Here is an 18,049-nt window from a genome sequence, read left to right on the forward strand (position 1 = left end):
ACGAAGGAGCAAGGCTAAAACCTTGACTCCTTTTTGCTATATCAATCATTAAAGGAGAGAACTCAATGGGGAAGTTCGACGACATTCGTTGGAAATGGCTTGAGGAACGTGGGATTGAAGTATATGGAGACCCATACCAACTGGATTATATGTTGAACCTTTGGAAAGACCCAAACCATGTCCAAGCCGTATTTTGTGAGGCTAAAGCTGGAACTGGAAAGACAACGCTTGCTGTTTTGGCAGGAGCCTATGAGGTCATAAAAGGAGAACATTATGACCGAATGATTTATATAAGAAATGCCGTTCCAGTCCGTGACCAAGGTTTCTTAACTGGTGACATTAAACAAAAGTCTGCTCCGTATATGGCTCCAATTATGGACGCTCTTGAGTTGGTTCACCCAGCCACATTTGAGGAGTGGACGATTGAAAGAGAAAAACAACAACCAAAGCTGGTTCCCATAACAACTTCCTTTGTCCGTGGGATTACATGGAAAAGGTCATTCGTAATTATTGACGAGTGTCAAAACATGGACTTGGAAGAACTTCAAGCTATATACACTCGTTGTGACGAGACTTCAAAAATTGTGTCCATTGGTTCCGTTCGCCAAGTGGACAACAAGAAAATAAAGAAAATTGCTGGCCTCCTTCCATATCAAGTTTATATGGAACACTTCAAAGGAGACAACCGAGTTTCCTTCCATGAACTCGTGACTTGTTACCGTGGTTGGTTCGCAGACAAAGCCGACAACATTCATGAAACCGTGAAACGACTACGAGAGGAGGAACTAGTGTGAGTGAGGTTAAAAAACAAGCTCAAACAATTGGAACCGTGAGTGAACTTGCCGTCATGCTCGAATATGCTCGGAGAGGCTACACGGTCAACATTCCGACCAGTCCTGCTCGTTATGACTTTATTGCCGAGAAAGACGGACGATCAGTCAAAGTTCAAGTGAAACACGGAACCACGTTCAACGGTGAAAGAGAGCTGCTCGGTTTCTCTCACACTCCTTACACCAAGAATGAGGTTGACGTTGTTGCCATGTATGACTCCAACGACGGCTCCATTTATTACATTCCGACTGATCATGTGGAAGGAATGACCTCTATTCGCTTGAGAGTCGAGCCTTATTTGTACTCCGTGAAGGACGGAAAGGCTCTCATAGCAGCCCACTATAAAAAATTCATTGGTTAGTTTGTCACACGACCTCCTATTTCTCGTTGTTCCAAGAGAAAAGGAGGTTTTTTCTATGAATGAAGAATTGACTTTCGACTTAACAGAAGACCTCGAAGAAGAAAAGGTCAAAGAAACAAAGAAAAAAGCTCGTTCAAAAAAAGCTACACAAAAGAAAAAGGCTGCCCAATTTGAGCCGACTTGGGAACAAGTTTGGAACGGTTACGAGAACCCAAAGTCTGGAAAGTGGAAAAAAGGAATTTGGGAACTCAAGGACTCGTTGACCGCCCACAAGGAGTGGCTCTTGGAAGTCAAAATGGCTATTGAGGAAGGAGAGCTTGGTCTTATTGACCCAATTACTAAGGAACCAATTCCAATTGGAAAGTTCTCCAAGTCCAAAGCCAAGGAATTATATGCCGTCCTTGAGGAAAGGAAACGAGCTGCTCGTATTCAACAAATGATTGACGAATGTCCAGACAACTACTATTTGATTACCGAGACCGACCAAATGGAGAAGTTGGTCACTTATCTCAAAGACGAGGTTGAAACTGGACTCGACACTGAGACCACTGGGTTGGACGTTTATGTTGACGTTATGGTTGGAATTTCAATCACACTTCCAAAGAAGGACATTCACGTTTACATTCCATTTGGTCACACGACTGGAGAAAAACAACTTCCTCGTGATTACGTCTTCAACAAGCTCCGACCATATTTGTTTGATCAGTCCATTAAGAAGTTTCTCCACAATGCCAAGTTCGACAAACATATGTTCAAACGTCACGGACTGGACATTCTCGGAGATATTCACGACACCCAAATTGGTCAACAAGTCTTGAACGAAAATGAACCGTCAAAACGACTCAAGGACTTACTCACAAAATACAAACATTTTCTTGGTTTCAAAGAGGACTCTTACACGTTCGAGCAGCTCTTTGGAAAGAACGCTCTATTCGCAGAAGTTCCTCTTGAAATTGCCAAAGTCTACGCTTGTAAAGACACTCACGGTTGCTATTTGTTAGGGAAATGGCAAGAGAAATTTCTCAAGGCTCGTGAAGGTCTAAACCGAATTTTCTACCACATTGAGAGTCCGTTGCTCCCAGTTGTTGTGGATATGGAACGGACTGGAATGTTGGTTGACCTTGAGTTTGGAAAGGAATACGGAGCCGAGTTGACGGAGTATTTGGTCGAACTTGAGGAGGAAATTAAAGCCGAACTCGGAGACATAAACCTCAACTCTCCTCAACAACTCCAAGCCGTCCTATATGACCAACATGGTCTTGACGACGTGAGTGGAAAACGGTCAACGGACAAGAAGACTCTTGAAATTCTTTCCGACGACCTTCCAATTTTGAACACACTCTTGAAATACAAAGACTTGTTCAAACTCAATTCAACCTATATTTCGGCTCTCCCAGAGAAAATCAAGTCCGACGGACGTATTCACGGACAATTCAACCAAGACAAGACCGACACTGGACGTTTCTCAAGCTCGGAGCCAAACCTTCAAAACCTTCCAGGTCGTGCTAGGAAATTGGTAATTGCTCCAGAAGGAAAGGTCATTTTCGGAATTGACTTCTCTCAAATTGAACCTCGTGTTTTGGCTCATATCTCTGGGGACGAACACTTGAGAGAACCATATTTGACTGGTGGAGACCTTTACTCCACACTGGCCTCTCGTGTTTTCAAGAAACCTATTGAGGAATGTGGAGACGGCTCCAAATACAGAAAAATGATGAAAACTGGACTCCTTGCCGTAATGTACGGAACTTCAATGTGGACACTCTCCAAACAATTAGGAATTTCCGTTGAGGAGGCAGAACAATTCATTGAGGACTTCTATAAGGCTTACCCAAAAGTAAAGGCTTGGATTGAGTCCATTTGGGAGTTTGTTAAAGAAAACGAGTATGTTGAAACTCTTTATGGTCGAAAGAGACGTTTCCCACACCATAAAGAAAAGGCTCGTATTTATGACGATTGTAAAAAACAAATTCTCAAGCTGATCAACCGTGAAACACTTCCTCAAGACTTTTGGAACAAAAAGAAATATCCTCAAATTCCATACAACTTGAAGAAGAAGTTCCAAGCCGTGAAGAAGTCCGTGGAAAGAGTCCGTCGTCAAGCAGTCAATGCCGTCATTCAAGGTTCGGCTGCCGACATTATGAAAATTGCCATGTTACGAATGGACGCTTTTTTGAAGTCAAAATGTTGGGACTTAATGGCTACGGTTCACGACGAACTCCTCATGATTGTGGACCAGACAATTTCACACGACGAAATTATTCAAATGGAAGAAACCATGTCCAAAGCCGTCAAGCTCGAAGTCCCATTGAAGTGTGACACCGAGGCTATGACGACATGGGGAGAAGGTTTCAAGTTTGATAAAACTAGAAAACTATTCTTCTTGAAAAACGAAAAAACTGGGGAAACTCTTTGGGAGACTCCTAGTCTTCAAGAGGCTCTCCGTCTAAATAAGGAGGTCGCCTAATGATTACTAACAAAGACAAAGCCAAAGCTATAAAAAAGAAAAATGACGCTTACAAGCTAACGAGTGAAGGTCAACACATTGCCCAAGACTTTCATAAAATGTTGGACGACTTTCACTCAATGAATGTAAATAACGACTACAAACTCGACGTTCAAATTCTCCAATGGAAAATTGAAGAAATGACCGACGGAGCAGCCAACTTGAGAGGAACGTGGGACGAAAATCTTTACACATTTTCTCCAAGTGGAGTTGACTCATGTGAGAGGTCACTCGCTTTTAAAATCATTGGAGCCGAGGAGGACGCTCAAGAATTTGAACCTTACCAAAAACGGTGGGTTCGGAACGGCTCGGCTGTTCACGAGGCTATTCAACGAGACCTCCTCTATATTGAAAAATATCTCCCAAATGCTCCGTTTGAAGTGTGCCGAACCAAAGAAGGAAAACCAGCTTGGGAACGGAACACTCGAACCGTGAAACAATTTACTCACAATGGTGAGACCTTCCAAATTTACGGAATGGTGGACGGAATGTTGTACTACCGACCAGAAAGGAAACGAATTGGGTTTGACTTCAAAACAAAGTCAACAACAATCGCTGCCGTCGGTGATTACAAATTGAAAGCTCCACAAGAGAACAACGTCCTTCAAGCCGTCGCCTATTCCTTATTGTTTGACGTGAACGAATATATTATTTGCTATGAATCTCTTGCCAAGGACTCTTGGACAAAAGGAAAAGAGGCTCGGAGTGACCTTCGTGTCTTCCATATCAACATTACTGATCAAATGAGAAATGACCTTCTCGACAAACTCGCTCAAATAACCAAGGACGTTCGTGAAGGACTACTTCCGAACCCAGACTTCTCCAAGTGCTTATTCTGTAAGTTCAAAACGGTCTGCTCCGAGGTTGAGAAGGAGGTCAACAATGGCTAGTAATTACGCTCGTGGACGTTACTCCGAATATAAAGCCATTCGACACCTAGAAAAAGAAGGATATTTCTATTTGACGAGGTCTCCAGCCTCGAAAGGAATGTTCGACGTTGTCGGAGTTGGGTTCAACGGTGGAATATTACTCCAAACCAAACGAACCAAGAGAAAACGGCTGGTTCCTTCCATGTATCGTGAGGAAATGGAGTCCATACAACAATTCGTGGACTCCTTACCATATCTCCCAGACAACATTCGAGTTGAGTTTTGGGTTCAACGAGACGGAGTCCGAGGCTGGACCAAGTTTCGTTTCTATCATAAAAAACCAATGGAAATGTATGAAGGAGGAAATGACTAATGAGAATTATCAAAATTGAGGCTGACGTTTGTCCACAATGTAAAGCTCTTGACTTCATTCTTATGGCTACTCCAGAAGTCAACGCTATTGTTGAGAAGGTCAACATTGACCGTGAGGAAAACAAACATTATGTTGAGGACTTTGACATTATGGGAACTCCAACTCTTTTATTCTTGGACGGAGAAAAGGAGATTGGAAGAATAGTTGGAGCCAAAGGAATTACTCCAGACTATATACGAGAAAAAATAAAAGAATTTGGAGTCCAGTTGTAAGAAACAAGGAGCTGAAAAAGGCTCCTTTTTCTTTGTCACTACAACCTCAAAACCTCGTTGTATTGAGTACGGTGGAACCTCACTTATAAATACCGAGAGCCTTTTGGCTCTATGTACGGAAACAACTTTTGAAAAAGGAGAGGAAACCTAGAATGAAAGAAATTAGATTGAGTCCAAAATTCCTTGCTAAATATGACGACTTTCCAAGTCATATGAACGCTATTGGAACCTTTGTCTATTTGAGAACTTATTCTCGCTATCTTCCAGAAAAAGGACGACGTGAAACTTGGAAGGAGACTGTAAAACGATCAGTCGAATACAACGTGAACCTTGCTCGGAAACATATTGAATTTTTAGGTCTCCCAATTACTTACAAGGAACTAATGGAGGAGTGCGAGGCTTGGTTCGACTCCATGTTCAACCTCAATCAATTCTTGAGTGGTCGAACTCTTTGGGTCGGTGGAGCCGAAGGTGGAGTTGCCGAATTATATCCTCTAGGAAATTTCAATTGTTCCTTCGTGACAATTGAGAAGTGGGAAGACCTTGCCGACCAGTTCTATTTGCTACTCGTTGGAACTGGAGTTGGTTTCAAACACACATTCAAAATGGCTGAGAACATTGCTCCAGTCCGTGACAATTTCATTGTGACTCACAAGGAATATGAAGACCTCTATTCTCTTGGAGTACGAATTGACAAAACAACCGTGTCTTTTGAAGGAACCAAGGCAACAATTGTTGTCGGTGACTCCAAGGAAGGTTGGGTTGACGCTCTAAAACTTTATTTCCAAATCATTTCCTTAAAAGAACATGAACACATTACGGAATTACATTTCGTTTATGACTTTGTTCGTCCAAACGGAGCAAAGCTCCACACGTTCGGAGGTCATGCTAGTGGTCACGAGCCTCTAAAGGAAATGTTCACGAACTTTGAGAGAGTAATTAAAAACCAAATTGACCCAACGCTCAAGCCTCCAGTTCGTATCGACGAAAAATTTGTTCGTCTTCGTCCAATTCATGTCCTTGACTTTGGGAACTTTATTGGAAACAACGTCGTGGTTGGAGGAGTTCGGAGAACGGCTGAAATTTTTCTCATTGACGGTTTCCAAGACGTTGAAACAATCTTCGCCAAGTACGGCTTGAACGGTTTCTGGACCGAGGAAATGTTCCAACGACATGAGGAAATAATGAGAGAGGCTGATCGTCTAGGAATGGAAGTTCCAGAGTCGGCTCGTCGTGTCGGTGAGAGGAAACACGGAGTCAACGTTGACGGAGTTTGGAAACAATTTGACGACGAAGACGAGGCCAGAGCTTACGCTGCCGAGACTGGTGGTTTCTATATGTTCCCAATGAACATTGGAACCGAACTTCACCACCGTCGTATGTCAAACAACTCCGTGGCTTTCACTTCAAAACCTCCTCGTGAGTATTTACACTTCATTTTCTTAATGATGAAAGCCGAAGGTGAACCAGCTTTCATTAACCTTGAGGAACTTGCTCTCCGTCGTTTCCGTATGCTTGGAATTGAGAACCCAACACGGAAACAACTTGAAGAAGTCATGGAAAAGCTGGGAATGAACCCATGTGCTGAAATTTTATTGTGGTCTTATGGTGTTTGTAACCTAACAACAATTAACGTTGTGAACTTCGTCAAGGAAGGAAAACTTGACCTTGAAGGTCTTATTAATGCTCAAAGACGTTCGGCTCGTGCTGGTCTCCGAATGACTCTTGTTGAGCTTGAAATTCCACATTGGTCAAAACGTCAACAAACTGACCGTCTTCTTGGAACTTCATTAACTGGTTGGAAAGACGCTATGGGACAATTGAATTTTACTCGTGACCAAGAGAAAGAACTTCTTGCTATATTAAAGAAGGCAGCTCGTGACGAGGCTGACAAGTACGCTCGGAAGTTACGAGTGACGACTCCATTGTTGGTGACAACGGTCAAGCCAGAAGGAACCATTTCCCAGGTTGCTGGAGGAGTTTCAAGTGGTCTTCATTATGCTCACTCCGAGTATTACATTAGAAGGATCAGAATTTCCGCTAATGACCCACTTGCCAAAGCCGTTCTCGAACACAAAGGCTGGGTTGTCAATCCAGAAGTCGGAACCATTGGTGAGACTCGTGAAGAACAAATGAAGAACGCTAAAACATTTGTCATTGACTTCCCAATTTATTCTGGAGCCAAGGTGACCAAGGACGACGTTACCGTCGACGAACAATTTGACACTTATTTCATGTTCCAAGAATATTACACGGAACACAATGCCTCCAACACAATCACGGTCAAACCACACGAGTGGGAGAGAGCCGAGGAACGTGTTTGGGACGGTTGGAACAACTTCGTTGGAGTCTCATTCCTTGCTCACGACGGAGGAACCTACCAGCTCGCTCCATATGAGAAGTGTGACAAAGAGACATATGAAAAGCTGCTCAACCAAATGGAACCATTCAACATGGACATTCTTGCTCAATTTGAAGTTGGCTCAACGGAAGACTTCGACATTGGTCAAGACGGTTGTGAGAGTGGTATTTGTCCAGTTAGATAATTACCATATTACGAAACAACGGAACCTCGAAATGAGGTTCCTATTTTTTTTTGTCTTTTTTTTGGTCACACCGAAATTCCTTCCTCGTTGGAGCAGGTGTAAGGCAAACAAAACGAGGAGGAACTTTAAATGTTCAAAATTGACCACTATTTTCAAGTAAGTGTTGAGGAAAGAAGAACGTGGAGCCAAAAAATCAAGAAAGCCTTTGCTGATCGTGGAGTTTCCTTCGAGGTCGACTGGGAAGTCCCAGAGCCGTCCATTTGTTATTTCAATTTCAATCCAGACTCGGAGGAGGTTTCCTTCGGTTGTGGCTCCTTTTGGAATGACGAAACGAATTTAATTCCAGTCATTGCAATGGCTCATGAACTGGGTCATTACATTGACCTCTCGGAAAACTTCGACGGAGACATTTGGAAATATGATGAACAAGGAACCAACGACATTGAGGTTCGTGCTTGGTTGTGTGCCGTGGACGTTTTGAAGGAACTTGGTTTCACACGTTGGGAGACATTTTTCAAATATGCCTCGGACTGCCTCAACTCTTACTTCGCTGCTCCGTTCTCCTTCGAGGACTTTTTCCGTGACCGAGGAGACATGACTTTTGAGTTCGGTCTCCAATGTATCGAAGAAAGAATTGGGTTGAAAAAGTTTGAGAAGGTTCGTCACGGTTGACGACCTCTCTCGTTGGAGTAAATGGAAGGAGGAATTGAACATGGACTGGAGACTTATGGAAGACATTCTCTCCAGCTACGACAAAGCCTATGTCAAGTGGAACGAACAATTGGTTCGCTTTGAAAACTCAAAAGGTTGGTTCGAGGAATTTTTCCTTACTGACCGAATTGCCTTATTCATTTTATTGAAAAGAATGGAGGTCATTTATGAGGACTAAAGCTGGAAAGTTGACTGTCATTGTTGGCTCCATGTTTTCTGGAAAATCGACCGAACTTCAAGGTCGGAGACATGAGTTGGCTGGTCAAGTTTTCAATTACAATATTACGAAATGGAGGAAAAGTAATGAGAATTGACAAAACTACAATGACCGTGGCTGACAAGGAGTATATTCGCCAACAACTTCAAAAGAACGCTAGTTTTGACCGTTTGAAAGAATTGTTCAAAATGCAGGAGGAACTTGACTCCATTATCTTTGAACAACACCAAGACAAACTTCCTCAAGACCTTCATGACTGGGTCTTGAAATACACCGTGGCTCTTGAGTCCGAGATTGACGAAATTAGGAGACTCATTGCTTGGAAATGGTGGAAAGCCAAAGGTGAAATCAACATGGAAAAGCTCCATGAAGAAGTTTCGGACTTGTGGTTCTTCATTATTGCCTTGACCCAACGTGTAGGAATGGGTCCAGACGATATTTTTCGAGTTTACGAGGAAAAGAGAAAAGAGAATTTTGCTCGTCAACATGGAAAGTCAAAAGACGGAGCTGCCTACGACTACCGTGACCAAGGAGGAAACCAATAATGAAAATTCACCAACAAAAAGACAAATTGAATGTCGTTATGAACCGAGAAGACCTTTTGACCATTGCCGTATGTCTTGCCGAGAGTCCAGTCCTCAAGAATAAGCTCTTGGCTCTCCAAATTAAAGAGGCTATGGACGAAGTGAACCGAAAGGATGAGAAGTAATGAGAAAGACACGGACGTTTTTCAAAGGTCTGATCAAGAAAGAGACGTTCGTTTTTATATCTCGGAACCTGGAACACATTGAAATTTCGGAAACCACGAAGCTTTTAAATTGGACGGTGAAGGAGGAGACTCGTGAGGTTTTTCTTCCTCACTTGAAAACACTCGAAGACCCAAAATTGAAGGTCATTGCCGACGCTTACTCGGAATTACATGAAGTTGCTAGGAGGTTGAAAAATGGCAGATAGACAATATCTGGACTTGGCTCAAAGAGTTCTTGAAGAAGGAACATTTAAACAAGACCGAACTGGAACTGGAACCTATTCCATTTTTGGCTCTCAAATGAGGTTTGACCTCCAGAAAGCCTTTCCTTTATTAACTACCAAGAAGTTGTTTATAAAAGGAATTATTTACGAACTCCTTTGGTTCATTAAAGGAGATACCAATATAAAATATTTGACGGACAACGGAGTTCATATTTGGGACGAATGGGCAGACGAGAACGGAAACCTTGGTCGAGTGTACGGAAAACAATGGAGAGAGTATAGAGGAGTTCAAGACGACCCAGTTCTTGGACATAAAAACATTGTCTATATTGATCAGTTGGCTCAAGTTATTCGCCAAATAAAAGAAGACCCAAACTCAAGAAGACATTTGGTTGTGGCTTATAATCCAGCCGAGGTCTCTCAAATGGCTTTGCCTCCGTGTCATGCCTTCTTTCAATTCTACGTTGCCGACGGAAAGTTGAGTTGCCAACTATACCAAAGAAGTGTTGACGTTTTTCTCGGCTTACCGTTCAACATTGCCTCATACTCTCTCTTGACTCACATGGTCGCTCAAGTGACTGGTCTCGAAGTCGGTGAGTTCATTCATGTTGGAGGAGACGTTCATATTTACAACAACCATGTTGAACAAATTCTCACTCAACTTCGTCGTGAACCTTACGAGCTGCCTACACTCAAACTCAACCCAGAGGTCAATAACATTGACGACTTCAAATTTGAGGACATTGAGATTGTTGGCTATACGTCCCACGGAGTCTTGAAAGGAGCCGTGAGTGTTTAATGGGTAAAATCTCTCTTATTGTTGCCCATGACCGAGCCAGAGGAATTGGAAAGGACAACAAACTTCCTTGGAAACTACCAAATGACATGAAACACTTCAAAGACTTGACTTATGGTCACACCGTGGTCATGGGTCGTAAAACATACGAGTCTATTGGAAGAATAGAAGGTCTTGTTGGAAGGAGAAATATTGTCCTTTCCAAGACTATTCCAAAGTTCAATATTGGAGACCAAATTTATGTATTTCGTGAGTTTGAAGTTGTTCTCGCTGCTCTCAAGAAAATGAAAGGTGACTTTTTCATTATTGGAGGAGCCGAAATATATAAACTATTCTTTCCTCATGCTGATCAAGTCTTTGTGACCGAGGTCGACGGAATTTATGGTTGTGACGCTTTTTTCCCAAAGTTGTCACACACTCGCTGGAAACTCGTTGAACTAAGAGAAGGAAGTCACGACGTGAGGAACATTCCTCATACATTCTTGAAATTTGAAAGGAGAAATGACTAATGTTCAAAATTCCAATGGAAGTTGTAAAGGCTCGTCATACGGAGGAAATTGTTGAGAAGGCTACTCAAGGAATGGAGAACTTTGAGTCGTTCATTGAGGAACTTTCCGAGAGAGAAAAAGCTATTTTTGAAATTGCTTATGCCAACGGCTACTCCGACGCTAAATTTGACGAGTTGTTTGGTGAAATGGTTGAAGTATTGAAGTAATAAAAAGACCTCCTTCCTTCACGGTTGGAGGTCGTTTATATATGCAATAATTTTGTTTTAGATATTAAATAAACTATATTCTTCATAGTTTGTCCATTAAATATTAAATTCTATAATTTCTATATTGTGTACTATGTGCCTCGTCAATTACTTAACTACTCTAACTTCTAAAATTTTGTTTAAATCGTCTATTTCTAACACTTCCATAATTTTGAGTAAATGCTTTTTATTATAAGCTGATCTTGTATCATTAACTATTTCGGAAATAGTTGCCTCACGAAGCCCAGTCATTTCGGCTAACTCCTTTTGTTGTATGCCACGACTGTCTAACACACTCCTCAACTTCATAACAAACTCAAGTTTCATTTTTACACTCCCTAATTTCTCAATTTCGCTATTACGTTATTTATTATATACTGCAATGACGAACTTTAACAACAGAAAATTTTGTCACACAAGAAAAACCATTCCGTTGGAGTAACTAGGAAGTCAATTCCTCAATTACGAAATCGGAGGTTTTGGAGTATGACAACACTTACCCACACAAGAATGGGAAGTCGTACAAAAGAACAATTCATTCAAGACATTTTAGTTGGTAACCAACGAGAGCAAAGAGCTGTTGAACTTTTCAACGAATTTCTTCAAAAACAATATGGTTTCAAAGGACAAATCGTTGAAAACGGAGTGGACATGAGTGGAGCCTACATTGAGGACGACTCCAAAATTTCACTCGCTGCCGATTACTTGGTTGGGTTCAACAAACTTCCAATGGAAGTAAAAACCTCAACGGCTCATTCTATAACAATTTATTTGAAATGTTACCAAGTTGACTCGTACATTCGCCAAGGAGCTGCTCTTTTATTTGTGAATGGTATCGAGAGAAGGACTCCAGCTTTCACATTCTTCTCGGTGGAAGACCTCAAGAAAATCCGTCGGAATTGTAAGAAGGAAATTCCTCCAAGAAATATCAACGGAGGAATTGAGTCCTTCGTCCTCGAAGCTACCGAGTTGACTTGGCTCCAATTCAACGGAGAGGAGAGAGTCTATGCCAAATTTTAAAGGTCTCCAAATTGCCTTGACTGGTGAAATGAGGTCTGGAAAGGACTTCGTTGGAAAGTATCTTGTTGAGACTCACGGTTTCAAAAGATTCGCTTTCGGTGACGGAATTGTAAAGACTTGCCGAAAACTCTTTCCAGACCAATTTGGAGGAGAGAAACCCAGGAAACTCCTTCAAGACTTTGGACAATTTTGTGTGGCTCAAGACAAAAACGTTTGGGTCAACTACTTGTTCCGAGAAATGCTCTTTGAAGGAATTGACCCAGTCGTCGACAACGTTGTTATTACTGACCTCCGACAACCACATGAATATGAAAAACTCGTTGAGAGTGGGTTCACCATTGTCCGAGTGAACACCAAACCCTACATTCGTAAACAAAGAATACTCTCCGCTGGTGAAACCTACGACGAAAAAACCTTCAACCACATTACAGAGAAATATGTGAGAACCTTCGAGGTTGACTATGACATTTACAACAACGGAACCAAGGACGAACTCACTGACCAAGTGGAAGTCCTTCTCATGAACATTACTGGAGGAGGTTTTTAATTTGGACGCTTATGAACAAAAGTTGCTCAAGAAGTATCAATTGACAAAGGTCTTTGGAGTTATTAACTTGTTCCACGACATTCACGACTTGAGAGAACAACGGTTTCAAGGAACCGACACGACGTTTCTCTCTTGTGTTCTGATCGACTTTGAAAGGCTCATTGATAAAGCCAATTTGACCGAACGTCAACTGGAGGCTATGTACCTCAAATACGAAAAAGACTTGACCCAAGAAGAAGTGGCTAACTCTATGAAAATATCACAACAAGCCGTGTCGAAACACATTGACAAGGCTATTTCCAAAATAGTGAAGGCAGCTAAAGAGGAGGAGAACACGAAATGATTACACTATTTGACGAATTATTCACTCATGGAAATTACAAAGAAACGTTCAAACAAGAGGTCGACAAGTTGATAAAACAAGACCTCACGGACGACTTCAAAATGAAACTCATTCAAGCTCTCACGGACGCTTATGTCGAACAAACTGGTAAAAGGCCAGATTCATATGAACTTTCACGTCTTGCTACTTGGTTAGTTGAGGACAAAACCAATGACCCATACAAAGTGACAAAAACGGAATATCCAATTTTGACTCATGATCAGTACAAATTGAGGAGAAGACGTGAACTAATCTTTGAACACTTGGGAGACATGTCTTCAAGTGGCAAACACAAAATGAATGGTCGACGAAAACCAAAGAGTTTCAAGGTCTTCGGAGAGTATGAAGGAGGACATTAAATGTACTACGAGACAAAGTCTTTTCAAGAAATAATTGAAATCATGGTTAGTTGTGACCGACTGGGTCTCATGTATGTTCTCCAAAAAGAGCCAGTTCAAAGAGAGAATTGGTTTGGTCGAAAGGCTGCTGAGATTGTCTACAAGCTCCAAGTGGTTCAATATGTCGAGGAGGTTGAGGAGAATGAAGAAGAAAATTTACAAAGGAGACCAAGTGAAAGTGTTGGTCATGACCAAGGAGAAAAGGACGGAGTGGGAGAAGGTTGACCCAGAGTCTGTTTATTATTTGGAAAGGTTTGAAGGAAAGGTGGGTCAAGTCTTTGATATAACAACGACCTCTGGAGGTTTCACAAACTTCCATGTCAATTTTGGAAATGAGATTGGAATTTTTTACGCTGACGAGGTCACACTTGCCGAATAACTTCGTTGGAGTAAATGTAAGGAGCCACGGCTCAAATAAATATTTGGAGGAATGTGAATATGAAGAAATTAGTTAAGATTACTCACGAAGGTTTGAAAGCCGAAATGTTATTTTGTGAAGTATTGTTCGGAAGTGGTAAGAAACCTGCTTTTGAAGGTGAACTTCTTGCCGTGAACCCAAGTCCAGAGGAGTTTGCCAAGTATGATGAAAACTTCAAGGCTTGTGTTGAGGCTGGAGACTTCGACCCAACGGAAGAAGGAGTTGTTTACTATGACAACGGAGCAGGTCGAGCTTTTTGGGTTTCTCCAGACCACGTTGAAATTATGACCTTGAACTAAGACCTTGAGGAGTTTTTCTCCTCTTGGTTACTTGATTACGAAATAAAATAATTCAAGGAGGACGATATTATGAACCTAAAGAATTTAAAAAACAAAGTGGAAATCAAGGACGACGTTGCTCTAATTCATGTTCGTCGGAAAGGTTTCGACCACATTGTTATTGTTGATAAAATTGACCTTCCTCGAATTGACGCTATTGTCAAAAACCGCTTGAACATTGACACCAACGGTTATGTCCAACATAAACAAATGGTCAACGGAGCCTGGGAAGTGTTCCAACTTCACCGTTTTCTTGCCTTCGCTGGAGACGACGAGGTCATTGGTTTCAAGAACGGAAACAAGCTGGACCTTCGCTTTGACAACCTAACTTGGAAAACAATTGAATAGGCTGCTCAGCAACCTCTGAACTTGATTGTTCGGAGGTTTTTCATTGCTCGAAAAAAAAATTTAAAAATTTAATTACGAAATTACGAAATTATGTTGACGACTGAATGTAACACAGTGTATTATTTAATCAAGGTTGAAACAACCGAAAAATAAAAAACAAAGGAGAGGTTCAAATGAACAAGTTAGAATTAAGAGTGAAGGAAATTATTGAGGAAAACGGAGGTCAAGAGTTCGCTGATCAAGTTCTCGAACATGGTTGTGCAAGTGGTATCGTCCCAGAGCTTATTTACTACTCACAAACTCATGAATGGTTCGACACTTACTATGAGGAAATCATGGAGCTGGTTGAACAATTCGAGGAAATGACTGGTGAAAAGCTCGAAATCGGTGGAGACCTCAAGAACAACTTGGCTTGGTGGTCTTTCGAGGAAGTAACACTCAACCTATCTTGTAACTAAATAAAAGAGGAGAAGACTTTTTTTCTTCTCCTCGATTACGAAATTACGAAATTAAAAAAGAGGGAAGCGGAAATGTTACAAGTAATTAAAGGAAGAACAATTGAGGTTGGTCAAAAGGTGTTTGTTTACTATAACCTTCACAAGAAGTGTTTCTCGGTCAAGGACTTCAAAACTGGCTTAGTAATTGCTCACACGGACGACATAACGCTTGAGAACGCTTATTTCAAAGTGAGTGAGGCTGGACGGCAACGTGTTCTTCGTGAACGTCGGAAGAATGTTCACGCTGGAGTGGTCGGCTACTATACACCACAAAAACTGATCGTTCTTGAACCAAAGAGAGCTACCTATAATCCATATGACTATGACTCATTTGTCGACGTTGACACGGAGCAGCCAGTCCTCGGAGCCGAGAAGGTAAGATTGAAAAACAAACGAGTTTTCTACATAGGAGCCTAAGTTGGCTCCTTTTTATTACGAAATTACGAAATTTATTAAAAAATTGTTGACGCTCGAATGTAACACAGTGTATATTTTAGGCATAGCAATAAATACTAAATTACGAAATGGAGGAAATGAAATGAAAATTTACATTAGCGACTACTACAAAGACAAGGTGAAAGCTCTTGAAGGACTCCAAGACGAAATTGAGTGGCATAAATCACAATACGGAGTGGAACCAAAAAATGTTTATATAGTCTCCTTCCTTGAGGCAATGGACGACAAAAAATATAAATGCAACAAAAACAATATGATACTCTCCCCAATCCTATAAAAACGAGGAGCCTCTTGGCTCCTTGGTTACCAAATAGCGAAATGGAGGAATTAAAAATGAAAAAACGAGTTAGTAAACAACAAATTTTTGAAGACTTGGTTGCATACATTCGAGACGTTGAGTCAAGTAAAGGAGAGAGAACATTGTTTGAGTGGTCTCACTCTCTACGTTGCAAAATTGACCTCGAATATGAACACAATATGGAGTTTGAAGAAAAGAGAGGTCTTTATCTAGACGCTTACGACTTTACTCACCCAAACACTCCAGCTCGTCGGTTCCCAGAAACTCCAGCTCGTTTTTCGTGGAAGAAATAGAACTCCCCAGGCTTTGAGGAGTTCTTTTTTATTTCTTACAATATTTCTCCAAGAAGTCGGTAATTTCCAAATACAACCCTATTTTCTGAACTTTATTGTTTCCAATGTCACAATCTGGGTTGTAATTCGTTGGGTTGGGTAGGAAGTACGAAAATACAACCCAATAAGGAGGAGTGGCCGTGACTAAAAGTCAATTGAAGTTTGGCTCCAAAGAGTTTTTCAAGTCGTACATTCAAAACCAAATCGAGAAGGAAGGAAAGACCAACGAGGTCGTTCACCGAGTTCATTTTGCTCTTTCCTCGCTGATCATTGAAACCCACAAAGGAAAAGAGGCTTTCACAATGCTCATGAACTTGACGGCAGCTTGTGAGGAGCTTTCCGAGTGGAAGAAATCGGTGAGCTATTCGTGAGGAATTATGACGACTGGAAACTCCACAATCCTTGTGACGACGAGGTTGTTGTCTCTCGTTGCCTCCATTGTGACGGAGAGGTCTACGAAGGTGAGGAGGCTTACTATATCGGAACTGAGTTCGGTGAGTGGGTTCACGAGGATTGTTTCTTTGAGTTCGCCAAAGAGTCCTTGGAGGCTCGGCTGGAGACCGCGGAAAAGGAGGTTCGGTAAATGGAGCCGTTGTTTTATGACATTTGGATTGAGGACTACATGAACAAATACTTCGAGAAGTTGTAACGGAAATATAATTCTGGAAAGTTGAGTCACAAACAATTCATGAAGTCGTTGAAGAAAATGGAAGAATGGGGAGACCATTACGTCGACCAATTCGGCTATAAATACTCGGACGAGGAGGAATATGAATGAACTTATTATTTGCTATTCTAAACGGAGCTTTGGCTGGCCTCAACGGTTATTTGGCTATTGGGAACTTCATGGACGGAGATATTGGTCTTGGAGTTTTTGGAGCCGTCGCTGCTCTTTGGTGTTTGGTTGGAATGGTCGTTCAATTGGTAAAGGTGGAGTTCAATTGAGAGACTTCTTTGAAATTGTTGCTGGTCGGTTGTTTGGTCTTCTTTTTCCAAAGAGAGCCGAATTAATGGGTCGGCTATTCAAAGACGTGGTTGACTTGAGTGAAATTGCCAAACGACAAATGAAATACATTCGAGAACTTGAGGAAAAGGTTGACCGTCTCGAAGGTGAGGTCGAGTGGTTAAAGGACTACGCTGGAGCCGTGGAGGAGGAACTTCACGACGCTCAATTTCAACTTCAAAACAAGGAGGAATTTTAATATGAAAAAGTTACTTGCTGGAATTATGGGAACTTTGTTGGTGTTTGGTTTGGTTGGCTGCTCGTATGCCGACGGAATTGACGCTCAATTTGGAGACAAAGCCGTCTCAATCTTTGCCGAAATAGACGACGACACAATGGCTCTTGAGTTGTCCGACAAAGACGACGTTCAAAACTTTGACCTTCTAGGAGTTGAGGCTGACACCGAACGTGAGGTCAAATTTGTAAAGAGTCTCGAAGGAATGTTGAAACTTCAAGACAAAGTGGTCAACGGTGACCGAAACGCTCTCAAGGAATACTTATTGGCTCGGAAGTCTGCTCTCAATGCTCTTGGAGTGAAAGACGACGGCTACACGGTTCCACAATTCTCTTTTTACGAGGAGGAGTAATTTATGAAAAAGTTTGCTCTAACGTTATTCCTAATTGTTGGAATGGTTTTTGTTCTCATTGGTTGTGCCGAAAGTGACGACGACTTTGACCCTTACGAGTACAACGGAGACGAGAAAATTGAAGTCCAACAAGACGACAATGACCGTGTCATTTACATTGAGGAGGACGACGAGGAGGAGTTTGAATATGAGGACGACTAGAAGGAAGACGTTTTTC

The 18,049-nt window shown here is 41.7% G+C and carries 34 protein-coding genes; 33 read left to right on the top strand and 1 reads right to left on the bottom strand.

Going from position 1 to position 18,049, the window contains the following annotated elements; all coding sequences use genetic code 11:
* The first annotated feature begins 65 nt into the window (after positions 1-65).
* From ACZ5AE_RS10610 to ACZ5AE_RS10680, 15 genes are all read left to right on the top strand, one after another.
* Positions 66-794 carry a PhoH family protein gene (locus tag ACZ5AE_RS10610; protein WP_464572047.1) on the top strand — a complete coding sequence of 243 codons (729 nt, stop codon included), beginning with the start codon at positions 66-68 and terminating at the stop codon, positions 792-794.
* The gene (locus tag ACZ5AE_RS10615) at positions 791-1,192 is read left to right on the top strand and encodes a group I intron-associated PD-(D/E)XK endonuclease (RefSeq protein WP_464572049.1); all 402 of its coding nucleotides are present in this window, start codon (positions 791-793) and stop codon (positions 1,190-1,192) included. The genes ACZ5AE_RS10610 and ACZ5AE_RS10615 overlap by 4 nt, the downstream gene beginning before the upstream one ends.
* A gap of 55 nt (positions 1,193-1,247) precedes the next feature.
* Positions 1,248-3,659, top strand: a complete 2,412-nt coding sequence (locus ACZ5AE_RS10620) for a DNA polymerase (protein ID WP_464572051.1) — start codon at positions 1,248-1,250, stop codon at positions 3,657-3,659.
* Positions 3,659-4,588 carry a PD-(D/E)XK nuclease family protein gene (locus ACZ5AE_RS10625; RefSeq protein ID WP_464572053.1) on the top strand — a complete coding sequence of 310 codons (930 nt, stop codon included), beginning with the start codon at positions 3,659-3,661 and terminating at the stop codon, positions 4,586-4,588. The genes ACZ5AE_RS10620 and ACZ5AE_RS10625 overlap by 1 nt, the downstream gene beginning before the upstream one ends.
* Positions 4,581-4,940, top strand: coding sequence for a hypothetical protein (locus ACZ5AE_RS10630; protein ID WP_464572055.1), 360 nt, complete (start codon positions 4,581-4,583; stop codon positions 4,938-4,940). The genes ACZ5AE_RS10625 and ACZ5AE_RS10630 overlap by 8 nt, the downstream gene beginning before the upstream one ends.
* Positions 4,940-5,212 (top strand): thioredoxin family protein, encoded by a 273-nt coding sequence (locus ACZ5AE_RS10635; protein WP_464572057.1) that lies wholly within the window; start codon positions 4,940-4,942, stop codon positions 5,210-5,212. The genes ACZ5AE_RS10630 and ACZ5AE_RS10635 overlap by 1 nt, the downstream gene beginning before the upstream one ends.
* A 152-nt stretch (positions 5,213-5,364) precedes the next feature.
* Complete coding sequence (locus ACZ5AE_RS10640; protein ID WP_464572059.1) at positions 5,365-7,758, top strand: glycyl radical enzyme family protein; 2,394 nt, start codon at positions 5,365-5,367, stop codon at positions 7,756-7,758.
* 129 nt (positions 7,759-7,887) lie between these two features.
* Entirely contained in the window at positions 7,888-8,430 is a 543-nt protein-coding gene (locus tag ACZ5AE_RS10645) for a hypothetical protein (protein ID WP_464572061.1), read from the top strand.
* Positions 8,431-8,470: 40 nt separating this feature from the next.
* Positions 8,471-8,647, top strand: a complete 177-nt coding sequence (locus tag ACZ5AE_RS10650) for a hypothetical protein (RefSeq protein WP_464572063.1) — start codon at positions 8,471-8,473, stop codon at positions 8,645-8,647.
* Positions 8,648-8,772: 125 nt separating this feature from the next.
* A complete protein-coding gene (locus ACZ5AE_RS10655; RefSeq protein WP_464572065.1) occupies positions 8,773-9,231 on the top strand; it encodes a dUTPase in 459 nt (152 codons plus the stop codon).
* Positions 9,231-9,395: a hypothetical protein gene (locus ACZ5AE_RS10660; protein ID WP_464572067.1), complete on the top strand. Its 165-nt coding sequence runs from the start codon at positions 9,231-9,233 to the stop codon at positions 9,393-9,395. The genes ACZ5AE_RS10655 and ACZ5AE_RS10660 overlap by 1 nt, the downstream gene beginning before the upstream one ends.
* Complete coding sequence (locus tag ACZ5AE_RS10665; RefSeq protein WP_464572069.1) at positions 9,395-9,640, top strand: hypothetical protein; 246 nt, start codon at positions 9,395-9,397, stop codon at positions 9,638-9,640. Before ACZ5AE_RS10660 ends, ACZ5AE_RS10665 begins: the two co-directional genes overlap by 1 nt.
* Positions 9,630-10,457 carry a thymidylate synthase gene (locus tag ACZ5AE_RS10670; protein ID WP_464572071.1) on the top strand — a complete coding sequence of 276 codons (828 nt, stop codon included), beginning with the start codon at positions 9,630-9,632 and terminating at the stop codon, positions 10,455-10,457. Before ACZ5AE_RS10665 ends, ACZ5AE_RS10670 begins: the two co-directional genes overlap by 11 nt.
* On the top strand, positions 10,457-10,963 hold the full coding sequence (locus ACZ5AE_RS10675) for a dihydrofolate reductase (protein WP_464572073.1): 507 nt from the start codon (positions 10,457-10,459) through the stop codon (positions 10,961-10,963). Before ACZ5AE_RS10670 ends, ACZ5AE_RS10675 begins: the two co-directional genes overlap by 1 nt.
* The gene (locus ACZ5AE_RS10680) at positions 10,963-11,169 is read left to right on the top strand and encodes a hypothetical protein (RefSeq protein ID WP_464572075.1); all 207 of its coding nucleotides are present in this window, start codon (positions 10,963-10,965) and stop codon (positions 11,167-11,169) included. Before ACZ5AE_RS10675 ends, ACZ5AE_RS10680 begins: the two co-directional genes overlap by 1 nt.
* A 147-nt stretch (positions 11,170-11,316) precedes the next feature.
* Here ACZ5AE_RS10680 and ACZ5AE_RS10685 read toward each other — a convergent pair whose 3' ends face one another.
* Complete coding sequence (locus ACZ5AE_RS10685) at positions 11,317-11,535, bottom strand: helix-turn-helix domain-containing protein (protein ID WP_464572077.1); 219 nt, start codon at positions 11,533-11,535, stop codon at positions 11,317-11,319.
* 159 nt (positions 11,536-11,694) lie between these two features.
* Between ACZ5AE_RS10685 and ACZ5AE_RS10690 the strand changes: the two genes are divergently transcribed.
* The 18 genes from ACZ5AE_RS10690 (at position 11,695) to ACZ5AE_RS10775 (ending at position 18,033) form a co-directional block, all read left to right on the top strand.
* A complete protein-coding gene (locus ACZ5AE_RS10690; protein ID WP_464572079.1) occupies positions 11,695-12,228 on the top strand; it encodes a hypothetical protein in 534 nt (177 codons plus the stop codon).
* Positions 12,215-12,775 (top strand): deoxynucleotide monophosphate kinase family protein, encoded by a 561-nt coding sequence (locus ACZ5AE_RS10695; protein ID WP_464572081.1) that lies wholly within the window; start codon positions 12,215-12,217, stop codon positions 12,773-12,775. Before ACZ5AE_RS10690 ends, ACZ5AE_RS10695 begins: the two co-directional genes overlap by 14 nt.
* A gap of 1 nt (position 12,776) precedes the next feature.
* Positions 12,777-13,118: a sigma factor-like helix-turn-helix DNA-binding protein gene (locus tag ACZ5AE_RS10700; protein WP_464572083.1), complete on the top strand. Its 342-nt coding sequence runs from the start codon at positions 12,777-12,779 to the stop codon at positions 13,116-13,118.
* The gene (locus tag ACZ5AE_RS10705) at positions 13,115-13,516 is read left to right on the top strand and encodes a hypothetical protein (protein ID WP_464572085.1); all 402 of its coding nucleotides are present in this window, start codon (positions 13,115-13,117) and stop codon (positions 13,514-13,516) included. The genes ACZ5AE_RS10700 and ACZ5AE_RS10705 overlap by 4 nt, the downstream gene beginning before the upstream one ends.
* Positions 13,517-13,780 carry a hypothetical protein gene (locus tag ACZ5AE_RS10710; RefSeq protein WP_464572087.1) on the top strand — a complete coding sequence of 88 codons (264 nt, stop codon included), beginning with the start codon at positions 13,517-13,519 and terminating at the stop codon, positions 13,778-13,780. It begins immediately after the preceding gene.
* Positions 13,743-13,934: a hypothetical protein gene (locus ACZ5AE_RS10715; RefSeq protein WP_464572089.1), complete on the top strand. Its 192-nt coding sequence runs from the start codon at positions 13,743-13,745 to the stop codon at positions 13,932-13,934. Before ACZ5AE_RS10710 ends, ACZ5AE_RS10715 begins: the two co-directional genes overlap by 38 nt.
* A gap of 59 nt (positions 13,935-13,993) precedes the next feature.
* On the top strand, positions 13,994-14,272 hold the full coding sequence (locus ACZ5AE_RS10720) for a hypothetical protein (protein ID WP_464572091.1): 279 nt from the start codon (positions 13,994-13,996) through the stop codon (positions 14,270-14,272).
* Between the two features lie 69 nt (positions 14,273-14,341).
* On the top strand, positions 14,342-14,659 hold the full coding sequence (locus ACZ5AE_RS10725) for a hypothetical protein (protein ID WP_464572092.1): 318 nt from the start codon (positions 14,342-14,344) through the stop codon (positions 14,657-14,659).
* A 173-nt stretch (positions 14,660-14,832) separates the two neighbouring features.
* Positions 14,833-15,117 carry a DUF7222 domain-containing protein gene (locus ACZ5AE_RS10730; RefSeq protein ID WP_464572094.1) on the top strand — a complete coding sequence of 95 codons (285 nt, stop codon included), beginning with the start codon at positions 14,833-14,835 and terminating at the stop codon, positions 15,115-15,117.
* Positions 15,118-15,189: 72 nt separating this feature from the next.
* Positions 15,190-15,573, top strand: a complete 384-nt coding sequence (locus ACZ5AE_RS10735) for a hypothetical protein (RefSeq protein ID WP_464572096.1) — start codon at positions 15,190-15,192, stop codon at positions 15,571-15,573.
* A 121-nt stretch (positions 15,574-15,694) separates the two neighbouring features.
* Positions 15,695-15,889: a hypothetical protein gene (locus ACZ5AE_RS10740; RefSeq protein WP_464572098.1), complete on the top strand. Its 195-nt coding sequence runs from the start codon at positions 15,695-15,697 to the stop codon at positions 15,887-15,889.
* Between the two features lie 56 nt (positions 15,890-15,945).
* Positions 15,946-16,203 (top strand): hypothetical protein, encoded by a 258-nt coding sequence (locus ACZ5AE_RS10745; RefSeq protein ID WP_464572100.1) that lies wholly within the window; start codon positions 15,946-15,948, stop codon positions 16,201-16,203.
* A gap of 179 nt (positions 16,204-16,382) precedes the next feature.
* A complete protein-coding gene (locus ACZ5AE_RS10750) occupies positions 16,383-16,613 on the top strand; it encodes a hypothetical protein (protein ID WP_464572102.1) in 231 nt (76 codons plus the stop codon).
* Positions 16,586-16,825 (top strand): hypothetical protein, encoded by a 240-nt coding sequence (locus tag ACZ5AE_RS10755; RefSeq protein ID WP_464572104.1) that lies wholly within the window; start codon positions 16,586-16,588, stop codon positions 16,823-16,825. The genes ACZ5AE_RS10750 and ACZ5AE_RS10755 overlap by 28 nt, the downstream gene beginning before the upstream one ends.
* 191 nt (positions 16,826-17,016) lie before the next feature.
* The gene (locus ACZ5AE_RS10760) at positions 17,017-17,187 is read left to right on the top strand and encodes a hypothetical protein (protein ID WP_464572106.1); all 171 of its coding nucleotides are present in this window, start codon (positions 17,017-17,019) and stop codon (positions 17,185-17,187) included.
* A complete protein-coding gene (locus ACZ5AE_RS10765) occupies positions 17,184-17,444 on the top strand; it encodes a hypothetical protein (RefSeq protein ID WP_464572108.1) in 261 nt (86 codons plus the stop codon). Before ACZ5AE_RS10760 ends, ACZ5AE_RS10765 begins: the two co-directional genes overlap by 4 nt.
* 1 nt (position 17,445) lies before the next feature.
* Complete coding sequence (locus tag ACZ5AE_RS10770) at positions 17,446-17,832, top strand: hypothetical protein (protein ID WP_464572110.1); 387 nt, start codon at positions 17,446-17,448, stop codon at positions 17,830-17,832.
* Positions 17,833-17,835: 3 nt separating this feature from the next.
* On the top strand, positions 17,836-18,033 hold the full coding sequence (locus tag ACZ5AE_RS10775; RefSeq protein WP_464572112.1) for a hypothetical protein: 198 nt from the start codon (positions 17,836-17,838) through the stop codon (positions 18,031-18,033).
* Positions 18,034-18,049 lie beyond the last annotated feature (16 nt).

Source organism: Neobacillus sp. S1227 (assembly GCF_055385255.1).